The organism is Streptomyces sp. TSRI0107 (assembly GCF_001905845.1).
In the GTDB taxonomy this organism is placed as follows: domain Bacteria; phylum Actinomycetota; class Actinomycetes; order Streptomycetales; family Streptomycetaceae; genus Streptomyces.
On sequence record NZ_LIVZ01000004.1, the window covers coordinates 39,115 to 53,257 of the forward strand.

A 14,143-nucleotide genomic window follows, 5' to 3' on the forward strand; every position below is an offset into this window, starting at 1 on the left:
ACCTCGTCCGTTAGCTCCGGATAAGCGGTTTTACGAGAATTTGATCTGGGCTGATACGGCTCATACGGCTGCGTCAGCACTTGCTCGGCGTCCCGCTCGTCATCGTGATCCAACTGTGTCCCCCCGCTCCGTCCTCCACCCCTCTAAACGCCCGGTCCCATCTGCGGGTTCCCGGCGCCAACGGATACAGTCACGCCGAGGCAACCGTGGGGACAGGAGAGGGTCATTACCGGCAACCGGCAGACGAGCTGGGCGTTCGCCGACGCCTATGTCGCCGAGGACGAAGCGCTGCACTGGGCCCGCGAACGCGCCCGTGAGGCAGGGCTGCGCCCGGTGTCGCCCAGCACGGGCGCCGCGCTGCGGCTGCTGGCCGCGTCGGTGGACGCCAAGGCGGTCGCGGAGATCGGCACCGGCACCGGGGTCTCCGGGATCCATCTGCTGCACGGGATGCGTCCCGACGGCGTCCTGACCACCGTCGACCCGGAGCCGGAGCACCAGCAGTCCGCCCGGCAGGCGTTCCGTGCCTGCGGGTTCGCCAGCAACCGGGCCCGGTTCATCCCGGGCCGCGCGCTGGATGTGCTGCCCCGGCTCGCGGACGCCGGTTACGACCTCGTCTTCTGCGACGGTGACCGGCTCGAGGTGCTGGACTACCTCGCTGAATCGTTGCGCCTTCTGCGGCCCGGCGGGCTGGTGGCGTTCGAGGGCGTCTTCGCGCACGGCCGGACGGTGGACTCCGGGCCGCAGCCCACGGAGGTGGTGCGGCTGCGCGAGCTGCTGCGCGCGGTGCGCGAGAGCCAGGAGCTGGTGTCGTCCCTCCTGCCGGTGGGGGACGGACTGCTGTGCGCGGTCAAGCGGTAGCCAGCCTACGACCGCCGTAAGAGACGGGTGCCGCAGGCCTCGCCGCAGGCACTGCCGCGGACAGGTGCCGCACACGCAGCCGCCCCGGCACCATGTGCGGTACCGGGGCGGCCGAAAGGGTATGGTCGCTTGCGCGCGTCAGCCCACGACCTTCTTGAGGGCATCGCCGAGCGCGTCGGCCTCGTCCGGGGTCAGCTCGACGACGAGCCGACCGCCGCCTTCGAGCGGAACGCGCATGACGATGCCCCGCCCCTCCTTGGTCACCTCGAGCGGGCCGTCACCCGTCCGCGGCTTCATGGCCGCCATGCTCGTTCCCCTTCCTGAAACCAGCTCATCGTCAAAGCCGACGGCCCACTGGGGGGCACGCGCGATCCGTGAGCGGGACACGCGACACCGGCATCGAACACATTGCTTCCAAGCCATTATCCCGCATCTCTCGACCCGATGACCAACATCGGTAGGCATCGCTTGGGCAACGCGCCCGAGCAAAACCACTCAATTCGGCGATGTGACTGCGATACTGCGCCCCCCGCGGGCCCGTTCCGCCGAGCGGGAACCCGCCTGGCTTCTTTGACGCAGGTCACACGTGCGCGACCGGTGATCTCCGCCATGCTGTCCTTCGGACACAGGACCCGTACCGGAGGGGATACGCCATGGCCGACACCGTGCTCTACGAGGTGAGCGACGGGCTCGCGACGATCACGCTGAACCGCCCGGAGGCGATGAACGCGCTGAACATCGCGACCAAGGTCGCCCTCCGGGACGCGGTCCAGTCCGCGGCGGCCGACGACGCCGTCCGCGCGGTGCTGCTGACCGCCGCCGGGGACCGGGCGTTCTGCGTGGGGCAGGACCTCAAGGAGCACATCGGGCTGCTGGCCGCCGACCGGGAGGCGGGCGAGGGCCAGACCATGAGCACCGTGCGGGAGCACTACAACCCGATCGCGCGGGCGCTCGTCGGCATGGCGAAGCCCGTGGTCGCGGGCGTGAACGGGGTCGCGGCCGGCGCCGGGTTCGGGTTCGCGCTCGCCGCGGACTACCGGGTGGTCGCGGACACGGCGGCCTTCAACACCTCCTTCGCCGGCGTCGCGCTCACCGCGGACTCCGGCATCTCCTGGACCCTGCCGCGGGTCGTCGGCCCCGGCCGCGCCGCCGACCTGCTGCTGTTCCCGCGCAGCGTCAAGGCGCAGGAGGCCTACGACCTGGGCATCGCCAACCGGGTGGTGCCGGCCGCCGAGCTGCGCGCCGAGGCGGAGAAGGTGGCGCGCGAGCTGGCCGCGGGGCCGACGGTGGCGTACGCGTCGCTGAAGGAGTCCATGGCCTACGCGCTCACCCACTCCTTCGAGGAGGCGCTGGAGAAGGAGGACGAGCTGCAGGCGCGGGCGGGTGCCTCCGAGGACCACGCGATCGCGGTGCGGGCGTTCGTGAACAAGGAGCAGCCGAAGTACCTGGGCCGGTAGCGGGCCCGGTCAGCCGGCGCGGCGTGCGGTGCAGTCGGCGAGGTGGTCGTCGACCAGGCCGCACGCCTGCATCAGCGCGTACGCCGTCGTGGGGCCGACGAAGCGCAGGCCCCGCTTCTTCAGGGCCTTGGAGAGGGCGGTCGACTCCGGGGTGACCGCCGGGACGTCGGCCAGCGTCTTGGGGACGGGGCGGCCGGCCGGGTCCGGGGCGTGCGACCAGATCAGCTCGTCCAGCTCGCCCGGGTCCCAGCCGGCCAGCACGCGCGCGTTGGCGAGGGTCGCGTCGACCTTGGCCCGGTTGCGGATGATGCCGGGGTCGGCGAGCAGGCGCTCCCGGTCCTCGTCGGTGAAGACGGCCACCTCGGCGATCCGGAAGCCGGCGAAGGCGGCGCGGAAGCCGGGGCGGCGGCGCAGGATGGTGATCCAGGACAGGCCGGACTGGAAGGCCTCCAGGCAGAGGCGTTCGAAGAGCGCGTCGTCGCCGTGGACGGGGCGGCCCCACTCCTCGTCGTGGTAGGCGAGGTAGTCGGGCGCTGACAGCGCCCAGGGGCAGCGGCGGGCCCCGTCCGGGCCGGTCAGGGACATGCCGTCGGTCATCGGTCGCCGTCCTCCTCGCGCCGCTTCTCCATGGAGACGCCGTCGGCGGCGGCCCGGGCGCCGGTCAGGGCGGATTCCAGGTCGGCGATCCGCGCGTCGCGCTCGGCGAGCTCGGCGGCGAGGCGGGTCAGGGCGTCGTCGACGTCCGCCATGCGGTAGCCGCGCGCGGCGAGCGGGAAGCGGAGGTCGTCGACGTCGGCGCGGGTGACGGGGCGGTCCGTGGGCAGCGGGTCGTAGAGCCGCTCGGGTGCCGCGTCCGGCAGCGGCGCCTGCTCGCCGCCGCCCACCACGGCGAGGGTCACCGCGGCGACCACCACGGCGAGCGCGACGACCAGGAACAAGAACATAACCATCGCTGTGGTCCCCACGGTCGGATCGGTCGAGTCGGACGAGTCCCGCCCGATGCGTCGAGTCGAATGTGTCAGGGTCCGATCGTGCCATGCGAGTCTGACGGTTAAGGTCGCAGGCGGCCGAAAGGCCCGACGTACGTGGGACGCACTAGGAGAGGTCACAGGGGATGCTCAGGCTGGGCAGGCGTGAATTCGGCACGCACGAGCCGGTGATCATGGCGATCGTGAACCGGACCCCGGACTCCTTCTACGACCAGGGGGCGACGTTCCGCGACGAGCCCGCGCTGGCGCGCGTGGAGCAGGCGGTGGCCGAGGGGGCCGCGATCGTCGACATCGGCGGGGTCAAGGCCGGTCCCGGCGACGAGGTGACGGCCGAGGAGGAAGCGCGGCGCACGGTCGGCTTCGTGGCCGAGGTGCGGCGGCGCTTCCCGGACGTCGTGATCAGCGTGGACACCTGGCGGGCCGAGGTCGGCGAGGCCGTCTGCGAGGCGGGCGCGGATCTGCTGAACGACGCGTGGGGCGGCGTGGACCCGCGGCTCGCGGAGGTCGCCGCCCGCTACGGCGTGGGGCTGGTGTGCACGCACGCGGGCGGTGCACAGCCGCGGACCCGTCCGCACCGGGTGACGTACGACGACGTCATGGCCGACATCCTGCGGGTGACCGTGTGGCTGGCGGAGCGGGCGGCGGCGCTGGGCGTCCCGCGGGAGTCGATCCTCATCGACCCCGGGCACGACTTCGGCAAGAACACCCGGCACAGCCTGGAGGCGACCCGGCGGCTCGGCGAGATGGCCGAGACGGGCTGGCCGGTGCTGGTGTCGCTGTCCAACAAGGACTTCGTCGGGGAGACGCTGGACCGCCCGGTGAAGGAGCGGCTGATCGGCACCCTGGCGACGACGGCGGTGTCCGCCTGGCTTGGCGCGCAGGTGTACCGCGTGCACGAGGTGGCGGAGACCCGGCAGGTGTTGGACATGGTCGCGTCGATCGCCGGGCACCGCGCCCCGGCGGTGGCCCGCCGCGGCCTGGCGTGACCACCGGGGCGGGCCGACCGTGGGCGGGTTACCGGCCCGCTTCCTTCGAGACCAGGGCGACCGCCTCGTCCACGTCGTCCGTGAGGTGGAAGAGGCTGAGGTCCTTCGCGGCGGCCTTCCCCTGGGCGATCAGCGTGTTCTCCAGCCAGTCGACCAGCCCGCCCCAGTACTCGGTGCCGAACAGGACGATCGGGAACTGGGTGACCTTCTGGGTCTGGACGAGGGTGAGCGCCTCGAAGAGCTCGTCGAGCGTGCCCAGGCCACCGGGCAGGACCACGAACCCCTGGGCGTACTTCACGAACATCATCTTCCGGACGAAGAAGTACCGGAAGTTCAGCCCGATGTCGACGTAGGGGTTGAGGCCCTGCTCGAAGGGCAGCTCGATGCCGAGGCCGACCGAGATCCCGCCCGCCTCGCAGGCGCCCTTGTTGGCGGCCTCCATCGCGCCGGGCCCGCCGCCGGTGATGACGGCGAAGCCGGCCTCCACCAGGCCGCGGCCCAGCCGCACCCCCGCCTCGTACTCAGGCGAGTCCGCCGGCGTCCGAGCCGATCCGAACACGCTGATGGCGGGCGGGAGTTCGGCGAGTGTGCCGAAGCCCTCGATGAACTCCGACTGGATGCGCAGCACTCGCCAGGGGTCGGTGTGCACCCAGTCGGACGGCCCGCCCGCGTCCAGCAGCCGCTGGTCCGTGGTGCTCGCCGTGACCTGGCTCCGCCGTCGCAGAACCGGCCCGAGACGCTGCTCCTCCGGCGGCTGCTTCTTGCCCTCAGGGTTGCCGGTAGCCATGTGCGCTCCCTCCGGTTGCCACGTCTTTCCGTCTCAGCGTAGATCTACGCGGGTTACGGAGGGGGGACGTGGACGTGTCCGCCACAAAGCGCCGCGGGCGATCCGCGGCTGTCAGGCGGTCAGGCGGTCGGGTCAGGCGGTCAGCCGGTCAGCCGGTCAGGTCAGGCGGTCAGCCAGGACGCCAGCCGCTCCTCCGCCGCGAGGATCTTCGCGGTCTCCACCCGCTCGTCCCGCTTGTGCGCCAAGTGCGGGTTGCCGGGACCGTAGTTCACGGCCGGGACGCCGAGCGCGGAGAAGCGGGAGACGTCCGTCCAGCCGTACTTGGGCATCGGGGTGCCGCCCACCGCCTCGATGAAGGCGGCGGCGGCCGGGTGGGACAGGCCGGGCAGCGCGCCGGGGCTGTGGTCGTCGACCACGAACTCGGTCACCCCGCAGTCCGCGAACACCTCGCGGAGGTGGGCCACCGCCTCCTCCGGGGTGCGGTCGGGCGCGTAGCGGAAGTTGACGGTCACCACGCACTCGTCGGGGATGACGTTGCCGGCCACCCCGCCGGAGATGAAGACCGCGTTGAGGCCTTCCCGGTACTCCAGGCCGTCGATGACGGGCCAGCGCGGCTCGTAGGAGGCCAGGCGCTGCAGGATCGGGGCGGCCGAGTGGATCGCGTTGGAGCCCATCCAGCCGCGCGCCGAGTGGGCCCGCTCGCCGGACGTCTTCAGCAGCACCCGCAGGGTGCCCTGGCAGCCGCCCTCGACCTGGCCGTCGGACGGCTCCAGCAGCACCGCGAAGTCGCCCGCCAGCCACTCGGGGTGGGCCTCGGAGACGTGCTTGAGGCCGTTGAGGTCGGCGGCGACCTCCTCGTTGTCGTAGAAGACGAAGGTCAGGTCGCGGTTGGGCGCGGGGACCGTCGCGGCGATGCGCAGCTGCACCGCCACCCCGGACTTCATGTCGCAGGTGCCGCAGCCCCACAGCACGCCGTCCTCGTCCAGCCGGGACGGCACGTTCTCGGCGATCGGGACGGTGTCGATGTGCCCGGCGAGGATCACGCGCTCCGGCCGGCCCAGGTCCGTGCGCGCCACGACGTTGTTGCCGAAGCGGTCGACCGTGAGGTGCGGCAGGGCGCGCAGCGCGGTCTCGATGGCGTCCGCGAGCGGCTTCTCACCGCCGCTCACCGAGGGGAAGTCGACGAGCTGCGCGGTCAGCCGCGCGGCGTCCAGCGTGAGGTCAAGCGGGGTATCGGCCATGCCCCGACCCTAGCGTTCCCGCCCCGGGGGCCGTCGCGCCCGCGGCTCGCTGCCGCACCGGGCATCTCATGTCCCACGGGCTCCAGTACCTTGTACGCGTGCCAGAGCCGTCCCCTTCTCCCAAGCGTCGTGGCCGACTCCTGCGTTTCGGGGCGGCCTTCGTCGTCCTGCTCGCCGTCGCCGGCTATCTCGTGGTGCAGTACGTCACCGGCGGTGCGGGCGGTCCGGGCTGCAAGGTGGTGTCCGGCAAGGGCGACGGGGCGTCCTACGAGTTCTCCCCGGAGCAGGCGGTGAACGCGGCGACGATCACCGCCGTCGGCACCGCGCGCGGGCTGCCCGAGCGGGCGGTGACGATCGCGCTGGCGACCGCGCTCCAGGAGTCGGCGCTGCGCAACATCCACCACGGCGACCGCGACTCGCTCGGACTGTTCCAGCAGCGGCCGTCGCAGGGCTGGGGCACCGAGAAGCAGATCATGGACCCGATCTACTCGGCGGGCATGTTCTACGACCACCTGGTCGAGGTGCCCGGCTACACCCGGCTGCCGCTCACCGTCGCCGCCCAGCGGGTGCAGCGCAGCGGCTTCCCGCAGGCGTACGCCAAGCACGAGCCGGACGCCACGCTGCTCGCCGCCGCCCTCACCGGCCGCGCCGAGGCCACCCTGACCTGTGAGGGGCGCCCGGACGCCACCCGGGTCAGCGGGCCGGACGCGGTGCGTTCGGCGCTGGTGCGGGACTTCGGCCGGGACGCGATGGAGGAGACCGGCGCGGAGGTGGGCGCCGCGGCGCCGGCGACGCCGACTCCGACGGTGACCGCGCGGACCAGCGGGCGGACCGTGACCGTGCCGGTGGCCCCGGAGCGCGGGGCCGGTGACGGCCGGGAGCGGGGCTGGCAGCTGGCCCACTGGGCGGTGGCCAACGCCTCGGCGCTGCACATCGAGCGGGTCTCGTACGCGGGCCGGGAGTGGGTCGCCGGGACCACCGGGAGCGAGTGGCGCGCGACGGGGCCGGAGTCCGACGCGAAGAGCGGCGAGGGCGCCGACGCGGTCCGGATCGTCACTGCGCAGTAGACGGGCCATCACCCGGACGGGCTAATGCGCGAGGTGCGCGCACGACGGTGTGCGCAGGTTTTCGCCCGGTCACCCCGGTGTCCGTGGAAACCCTTGGGAACAAAGAGCTGTAAGGATTCGGCGGACTTTCGCACCGCAGGCCCTTTGTCCGCATTTATCCACAGCCGATAATGCGACGCATTGCCAACTCTTTACGTTCGGTCTGCGCAACCTCGGCGGGGGGTCGAGCGGTAGTCACGGCGCACGTCCTGTTCACGTTCTTCTCCGTCGAAGGAGCATCATGTCCCTCCCCCTGACCCGCCGGATGGCCCGTGCCGCGCTGCTCACCGCTGCGGGAGCGGCCTCCGTGGTCGGTGCGGCCGGTGCCGCCTCCGCGGCCCCCGAGCTGCCGGCCACGCCGAACCTCGGCGGGCTGACCGCCCTGGACGGCGCGAACGTCGGCACCACCGTCGACGGCGCCGCCCAGAACGTCACCGAGCTCGCGGGCGAGGCCGGCGGCAAGGCGGTCAAGCAGTCGGGCAAGACCACCGGCAAGGCCGCGAAGAAGGCCACGCCGGCCGCGCAGAAGGCCGCCGGGGACGTGGCCGGTTCCGCCGGGGACATCGTCGGCGACACCGCGAAGACCGCCTCCAAGGGCGGCCTGCCCACCGACTCGCTCACCAAGGGCGGCGGACTGCCGACGCAGGGCCTGCCCATCGGCTGACGCCGGTACGGCACGTACGGCGAAGGGGTCCGGGGAACTCGTCCCCGGACCCCTTCGTCGTGTCGGCGAGACGCCCCCTAGCGCGCCAGCCGTGCCACCGCGGCCGCGACCCGCTCGTCCGAGGCGGTCAGCGCCACCCGTACGAACCGGTCCCCCGCCGGGCCGTAGAAGTCGCCCGGCGCGACGAGGACGCCCAGCTCGGCGAGGTGCGCCACGGTGTCCCAGCAGGACTCGTCCCGGGTCGCCCACAGGTAGAGGCTGGCCTCGCTGTGCTCGATGCGGAAGCCGTGGCCGAGCAGCGCCTCGCGCAGGGCGGTGCGGCGGGCCGCGTAGCGCTCCCGCTGCACCCGCACGTGCTCGTCGTCGCCCAGGGCCGCCACGACGGCCGCCTGGGTCGGCGCGGAGGTCATCATGCCGCCGTGCTTGCGGATCTCCAGCAGCGGACCCAGCACGGCCGGGTCACCGGCCAGGAAGGCCGCGCGGTAGCCCGCCAGGTTGGACCGCTTGGACAGCGAGTGCACCGAGACGATGCCCTCGTGGGAGCCGCCGTTGACGTCCGGGTGCAGCACCGAGACCGGGTCGGCCTCCCAGCCCAGCTCGATGTAGCACTCGTCGGAGAACAGCAGCACGCCGTGCTCGCGGGCCCAGGCCACGATCCGGGTCAGCTCCTCCTTCGAGAGGACCTTGCCGGTCGGGTTGGACGGCGAGTTCAGCCACAGCAGCTTCAGGCCCGCCGGATCCAGCTCGGTCGGGTCGTCGTACACCTCGTACCCGGCGCGCGCCAGCCGGGCGCCGACCTCGTACGTCGGGTAGGCCAGGCGCGGGTAGGCGACCCGGTCGCCGGGGCCGAGGCCCAGCTGGGTGGGGAGCCAGGCGACCAGTTCCTTGGAGCCGACGATCGGCAGGACGTGGTGGTGGGTGACGCCGCGCGCGCCGAGCCGGCGCTCCAGCCAGCCGGTGATCGCGTCCCGCAGCTCCGCAGTGCCCCACACCGTCGGGTAGCCCGGCGAGTCGGCCGCGTCGACCAGCGCCTTCTGGATCAGCTCGGGCACCGGGTCGACCGGCGTGCCGACGGACAGGTCGACGATGCCGTCGGGGTGCGCGGCGGCCGTCTTCTTGTAGGGCGCGAGCTTGTCCCAGGGAAAGGTGGGCAGGAGGTCGGAGACTGCGGACACGGTTTCTCGCTCACTCTCAACGGTCGGGCAAACGCCTCGGTCCCGTGCGGCGATCGGGGCGATCAGACCGTACGGGACCGAGGCGGCGCTTGCTGGCGGTCCGCCGGGGCGGACACGGGTGTTACTCGGCCTGCGGCGGCAGACCGGCGACGAACGGGTGGTCGCGCTCGATCAGACCGAGCTTGCTGGCACCGCCGGGCGAACCCAGCTCGTCGAAGAACTCGACGTTCGCCTTGTAGTAGTCCTTCCACTCCTCCGGCACGTCGTCCTCGTAGAAGATCGCCTCGACCGGGCAGACCGGCTCACAGGCACCGCAGTCGACGCATTCGTCCGGGTGGATGTACAAGGACCGCTGGCCCTCGTAGATGCAGTCGACCGGGCACTCCTCGATGCACGCCTTGTCCTTCACGTCGACACAAGGCTGCGCGATGACGTAGGTCACGCTGTCGTTCCTCCTCGATAGGGCGCTGGCGGGCCTCCTCAGGCTCCGCCGCCTGGCGCGCGGGAGCGCGGCGTCGTCGATGCCCGCCCCTAGTATCTCCGTTCTTGGGCAAGATCCGAACAGGAGGGGTGAACCGACCTGTGGAAATCTCTGCGGCAGGGCGCCTTGAGGTCCGTATCACCGCTGCTGACGTGGGCAAACGCGTCTCCGTACGGCGCGTTGGCCACCCTAGCGCCAGTGCGGTCACCGAGGAGAAATTCACCGACACGGTTGGTGTTCTCACATCGTGGGACAACGGTGTGCTCGTGATCACACGGCGGGACGGGGAAGTCGTCCGTATCGCGGAATCCTCGCTGGTCGCGGGCAAGGTGGTGCCCGCCGCCCCGGCCCGCCGCAGGGGCCCCGCCGCCACCTACCCGGAGCTGGCGCGGATCTCCGCGCGGGCGTGGCGTCCGGTGGAGAGCGAGCGGCTGGGTGAATGGGAGCTGCGGGCCGCCGCCGGATTCACCCGGCGCGCCAACTCGGTGCTGCCCCTGGGCGACCCCGGCATGCCCCTGGACGACGCCCTGACCGCCGTACGGCGCTGGTACGGCGACCGGGGCCTGCCCGCGTACGTCCAGACCGCCACCGGCGCCGAGGGCACGCAGGAGCTGCTGTGCGCGGAGCTGACGGAGCGCGGCTGGGTGCGGGAGGTGACCGCCGAGCTGTGGATCGCCTCCCTGGCGCCGGTCGCGGACCGGGAGGTCACCGCCGAGGTGCTGCTGTCGCGGGAGGCCGACGAGGCGTGGCTGGCCCGCTATCAGCGCAAGGGGCTCGGCGAGGTGGCGCTGCGGGTGCTGGGGGCGGGGTCCCCCCGCGCGAGCGAAGCCGAGCGTGGGGGAGGGCCGTCCGTGTGGTTCGCGACCGTGCCCGGCGCGGAGGCGGGCGCGCCGCCCGCCGCGATCGGGCGGTGTGTGGTCGACGGGCGGTGGGCCGGGTTCGCCGCCGTGGAGGTCGATCCGGCGCTGCGACGGCGGGGGCTGGCCACCGCCGTGATGGCCGCGCTCGCCGGGCGGGCCCTGGAGGAGGGCGCCTCCGCGGCGTGGCTCCAGGTCGAGACGGACAACGCGGAGGCGCGGGCGCTGTACGGCGGGCTGGGGTTCGCCGCGCACCACGCCTACCACCACTACCGGGAGCCGGCCGCGGACGGCGCGTCCGCCGCCGGGCGGGGCTGAGGGGTGGTGCGGGCCGTGCTGCTTCCTCCGTTCCCCCCGCCGCCCGAGCGGGCCGCCGACCTGCGGCTGCGGTTCGCCGACGAGGCCCGGGCCGAGCGGCCCGATCTGGCCCTGCTGTGCCTGCTGGTCGCGGCGTCCGGGGACGCCGCGCTGGACGAGGCGGGGATCGACGGCGCGCAGATGGAGCTGGACCGGCTGGCGGGGCTGCTGCCGTTCCGGCCCGGCGGGGCACGCGACTGGGCCGAGGCGACCCGGGAGCTGCTGGGCGACCGGCTCGGCTTCCGCGGGACCGCCGGGGACTACCGGCGGCTGGAGTCGTCGCTGCTGCACGAGGTGCTGCGGCGGCGCCGGGGGCTGCCGATCCTGCTGTCCGTGGTGTGGATGGAGGTCGCGCGGCGGGCGGGGGCTCCGGTGTACGGGGTGGCGCTGCCGGGACACTTCGTCGTCGGGTTCGGCACGGCCGGGGAGCGGGTGCTGGTGGACCCGTTCGACGGGGGGCGGGTGCTGACCGGGATGGACGCGGAGCTGCTCGTCGTCGGCGCGACGGGGGCGCCGCTCGATCCGTCGCTGCTGGAGCCCGCGGCGGCGACGGAGGTGGTCCTGCGGATCCTGAACAACGTCCGGGCGTGGGCCGCGGCGCGTCCGGAGCGGTCGGACGTGGCCCTGTGGGCGGTGGAGCTGTCGCTGCTGCTGCCGTCGCACCCGGCGCGGCTGCGGTACGAGCGGGCCCGGCTGATGGTGCAGCGCGGGGAGTTCGCCGCGGGCGCCGAGGAGTTGGAGGCGTACGCGGAAGTCGTCTCCGCGGTGGACGAGGCTGCCGGGGAACGGCTTCTCGGGGAGGCGCGGGCCGCTCGGGCGCTGCTGAACTAGGGGGCGTCTCGCCGTGCGGCGCGACAAGGGGCACCCGGCGTTCGCGGGGTGCCCCTCGTCTTGTGTCTTCGCGCGTCAGCTGGTCTTGATGACCGCCGTCCTGTTCGTCTTGCTCGTCAGGACCGTGCGCAGGGCCTGGTAGACGTCCTGGGGGGTCACCTCGGTCTTCTGGCCGGTGCCGCGGGTGATGAGGACGCCGTCGAAGGTGCTGCCGTAGAGCTCCTCGAGGGCGTTGAGGTCCGGGTTCTCGACCAGCTTGCCGTCGACGGCCTGCACGCGGAGGAACTTCCAGAGGGAGTTCTCCGGGCTGAGGGGGATCGCGTGCGCCGGGTCGGTCTGGACCGTGACCCTGCCCGACATCGCGGGCTGCGCGAACTCCTTCATCATCCGGTCGACCTCGGCGTCGGAGACCGTCGGCTGCCTGGTGGTGGTCGGCAGTGCGACCGCCTCGCCGGTGCCGGTCTCCACCTGGGTCCGGTAGGCCTTCGCGACCGCGTCGGTGGCGTTGTCGACGTCGATGCCCTTGCCGGGCTTGCCGTAGACGGGCACGGCCTTGCCGGAGACGAACTTGATCGTGCCGTCGGTGGCGCTGCCGGCGCCGCCCGCCGCGTCCTCCAGGGCGGAGTGCAGCTTCTCCTCGTCGACCGGCATGACCGGTTCGACGACCCGCTGCTCGCCGAAGAGCGAGCCGATCACGGAGACCGGGTTGTAGTCGCTGGTCGCGGCCTCGCGGACAGTGGCCTGGGCGTCGAACGACAGGCCCGCCTGGTCCGGCTTGAGGGTGACCGTGTCGCCGTCGACGGTCAGCTTCACCGGGTTGTCGACCCGGTCGCTCAGGGCCTCGTCGAGCTTCTTCACGGCGTCGTCGCGGGTGCCGCCGCCGATGTCCACGCCGAGCACGGTGGTGCCCTTGGGCACGTCGGAGTGGTTCATCAGCAGGCCGGCGCCGTAGGCGACACCGGCGACGGCGACCACGCCGCCACCGAGCAGCACCAGCTTGTTGCGGCCCTTCTTCTTGCGGGGCGCGGCGGCCGGGGCGCTCTGCTGGGCCGGCACGGCGGGCGCCGGCGGCTTGGGCGCGGCCGGGGCCGCCCCGGAGCGGGCCGGCGGGAACCCGGCGTCGTGGTCGGGGCTCGGCACGACCGGGATGCCGCTGGTGACGGTGTGCCCGGAGACGTTGTCGTGCGGGGCGGTGAAGGAGGCGCCGGCCGGGGGCTCGGGGACCTGCTTCTGCGGGGTGAGGATCGCGGTGTCGTCGCTGAGGCCGCCGCCGGGGGCGGGGGCGCCGGCGAGCGGGTTGGGGGCGGTGAAGGCGGTGGGCGGGACGACGGGGCCGTCGCCGGTGACCGGGCCGCTGGTGGGGCCGCTGGGGCCGCCGCCGCGGGGTCCGCCGTAACCGGCCTGCCCGTTCTGGCCGTTCTGGGTGCCTTGCGAGGACTGGCCGTTGCGCGAGGCCTGACCGTTCTGCGCGTTCTCCGAGAAGTACGGCAGGTCGTCGCGGCGCGTCTCGCCGGTGCGCGAGCCGCTGCCCAGCGGGCCGGCCGCCAGTGCCTCGGTGACGTCGAAGGAGCCGGTGCCGCCGCCGTGGCCGGGCGCGACGGGGCCGCCGGTGGCGCCGGGCAGCCCGGAGCCGTTGGTGCCGCCGGGGCGGCTGCCGCCGGGCGCGTTCACGGAGCCGACGACACCGCCGGGGCGGCCGGAGCCGGCCGCCGGCCGCGCGCCGCCGGCCGGGGCGGCGCCGGGCGCGCCCGAACCGCCGGGTGCGCTCGCACCGTTGGCGGCGGGGCCGCCCTGACCGCCCTTGGCCTGGGCGGACTTGCGGGGCGCGAACCAGTCGCTGGTCTTCTCCTCGGCCTGCGGGGCGGGCTCGGCGGGAGGCTCGACGGTCCCCGTGGCCGTGGCGGCGCTCGGCGCCGGAGCCTCGGCCTCGGTGTCGTCGGCCGCGGCGGACTCGGCGTCCGCGACGGGCTTGCGCACGACGACCGGCGGAATCGGCCGCGATCCGGGGATGTTGATCCGGATCCGGGTCGTCAGCGTGGTCTCGGTCTTGCGTTCCTCCGGCTGTGCGGCCGAACGGCCCCCGTCCGCGCCGCCGTCGGAAACCGTGGGGGTACCGTACGGCGGCGTGCCCGAGGGGTATGCGGCTCCGCCGCGCCCGTTGGGCCCGGAGGACGGACTGTCAGTTTCACGACTCAAGGCAGGTTCTCCCGGTTGGCTCCGCCGCCCGTTCCCGACCTACTACCTCACACTGCGAGATGGGGGTCCCCCCTGCCCGAGCGGAGTCGAGTGCTTGGGGGAGGCTCGGCGGCGCGCACCACCATACTGGCCACTTCCGGCGCTTATCCCATGACCGC

The 14,143-nt window shown here is 73.3% G+C and carries 15 protein-coding genes; 7 read left to right on the plus strand and 8 right to left on the minus strand.

Annotation, left to right across the window (positions count from 1 at the left end; translation table 11 throughout):
• The first annotated feature begins 159 nt into the window (after positions 1-159).
• Positions 160-858 carry an O-methyltransferase gene (locus AMK31_RS10510; protein ID WP_073940183.1) on the plus strand — a complete coding sequence of 233 codons (699 nt, stop codon included), beginning with the start codon at positions 160-162 and terminating at the stop codon, positions 856-858.
• A gap of 138 nt (positions 859-996) precedes the next feature.
• Here AMK31_RS10510 and AMK31_RS10515 read toward each other — a convergent pair whose 3' ends face one another.
• Positions 997-1,164: a DUF3117 domain-containing protein gene (locus AMK31_RS10515; RefSeq protein WP_003966491.1), complete on the minus strand. Its 168-nt coding sequence runs from the start codon at positions 1,162-1,164 to the stop codon at positions 997-999.
• A gap of 347 nt (positions 1,165-1,511) precedes the next feature.
• Between AMK31_RS10515 and AMK31_RS10520 the strand changes: the two genes are divergently transcribed.
• Positions 1,512-2,315, plus strand: a complete 804-nt coding sequence (locus tag AMK31_RS10520; protein WP_073940184.1) for an enoyl-CoA hydratase/isomerase family protein — start codon at positions 1,512-1,514, stop codon at positions 2,313-2,315.
• A gap of 9 nt (positions 2,316-2,324) precedes the next feature.
• On the opposite strand, the gene AMK31_RS10525 is transcribed toward AMK31_RS10520, so the two are convergent.
• Both AMK31_RS10525 and AMK31_RS10530 read right to left on the minus strand, forming a co-directional pair.
• Positions 2,325-2,912, minus strand: coding sequence for a DNA-3-methyladenine glycosylase I (locus AMK31_RS10525; protein WP_073940185.1), 588 nt, complete (start codon positions 2,910-2,912; stop codon positions 2,325-2,327).
• Positions 2,909-3,259, minus strand: coding sequence for a DivIVA domain-containing protein (locus tag AMK31_RS10530; protein WP_198948482.1), 351 nt, complete (start codon positions 3,257-3,259; stop codon positions 2,909-2,911). Before AMK31_RS10530 ends, AMK31_RS10525 begins: the two co-directional genes overlap by 4 nt.
• 170 nt (positions 3,260-3,429) lie before the next feature.
• Between AMK31_RS10530 and folP the strand changes: the two genes are divergently transcribed.
• On the plus strand, positions 3,430-4,290 hold the full coding sequence (gene folP / locus AMK31_RS10535) for a dihydropteroate synthase (protein WP_073940187.1): 861 nt from the start codon (positions 3,430-3,432) through the stop codon (positions 4,288-4,290).
• Between the two features lie 28 nt (positions 4,291-4,318).
• Here folP and AMK31_RS10540 read toward each other — a convergent pair whose 3' ends face one another.
• Complete coding sequence (locus AMK31_RS10540) at positions 4,319-5,077, minus strand: TIGR00730 family Rossman fold protein (protein WP_073940188.1); 759 nt, start codon at positions 5,075-5,077, stop codon at positions 4,319-4,321.
• Between the two features lie 161 nt (positions 5,078-5,238).
• The gene (gene dapE / locus AMK31_RS10545) at positions 5,239-6,318 is read right to left on the minus strand and encodes a succinyl-diaminopimelate desuccinylase (protein WP_073940189.1); all 1,080 of its coding nucleotides are present in this window, start codon (positions 6,316-6,318) and stop codon (positions 5,239-5,241) included.
• A 98-nt stretch (positions 6,319-6,416) separates the two neighbouring features.
• Here dapE and AMK31_RS10550 point away from each other — a divergent pair, with 98 nt between their 5' ends.
• Positions 6,417-7,385 (plus strand): heavy metal transporter, encoded by a 969-nt coding sequence (locus AMK31_RS10550; RefSeq protein ID WP_073940190.1) that lies wholly within the window; start codon positions 6,417-6,419, stop codon positions 7,383-7,385.
• 280 nt (positions 7,386-7,665) lie between these two features.
• Positions 7,666-8,088 (plus strand): ATP-binding protein, encoded by a 423-nt coding sequence (locus AMK31_RS10555; RefSeq protein WP_073940191.1) that lies wholly within the window; start codon positions 7,666-7,668, stop codon positions 8,086-8,088.
• Between the two features lie 77 nt (positions 8,089-8,165).
• On the opposite strand, the gene AMK31_RS10560 is transcribed toward AMK31_RS10555, so the two are convergent.
• The gene (locus AMK31_RS10560; protein WP_073940192.1) at positions 8,166-9,263 is read right to left on the minus strand and encodes a bifunctional succinyldiaminopimelate transaminase/glutamate-prephenate aminotransferase; all 1,098 of its coding nucleotides are present in this window, start codon (positions 9,261-9,263) and stop codon (positions 8,166-8,168) included.
• Between the two features lie 121 nt (positions 9,264-9,384).
• Positions 9,385-9,705 (minus strand): ferredoxin, encoded by a 321-nt coding sequence (gene fdxA / locus AMK31_RS10565; protein ID WP_073940193.1) that lies wholly within the window; start codon positions 9,703-9,705, stop codon positions 9,385-9,387.
• A 140-nt stretch (positions 9,706-9,845) separates the two neighbouring features.
• Between fdxA and AMK31_RS10570 the strand changes: the two genes are divergently transcribed.
• Together AMK31_RS10570 and AMK31_RS10575 are read left to right on the plus strand one after the other, a co-directional pair.
• Positions 9,846-10,919: a GNAT family N-acetyltransferase gene (locus AMK31_RS10570; RefSeq protein WP_073940194.1), complete on the plus strand. Its 1,074-nt coding sequence runs from the start codon at positions 9,846-9,848 to the stop codon at positions 10,917-10,919.
• Positions 10,920-10,937: 18 nt separating this feature from the next.
• On the plus strand, positions 10,938-11,789 hold the full coding sequence (locus AMK31_RS10575; RefSeq protein ID WP_073940744.1) for a transglutaminase-like domain-containing protein: 852 nt from the start codon (positions 10,938-10,940) through the stop codon (positions 11,787-11,789).
• A 75-nt stretch (positions 11,790-11,864) separates the two neighbouring features.
• On the opposite strand, the gene AMK31_RS10580 is transcribed toward AMK31_RS10575, so the two are convergent.
• Complete coding sequence (locus AMK31_RS10580) at positions 11,865-13,985, minus strand: hypothetical protein (protein WP_198948464.1); 2,121 nt, start codon at positions 13,983-13,985, stop codon at positions 11,865-11,867.
• Positions 13,986-14,143 lie beyond the last annotated feature (158 nt).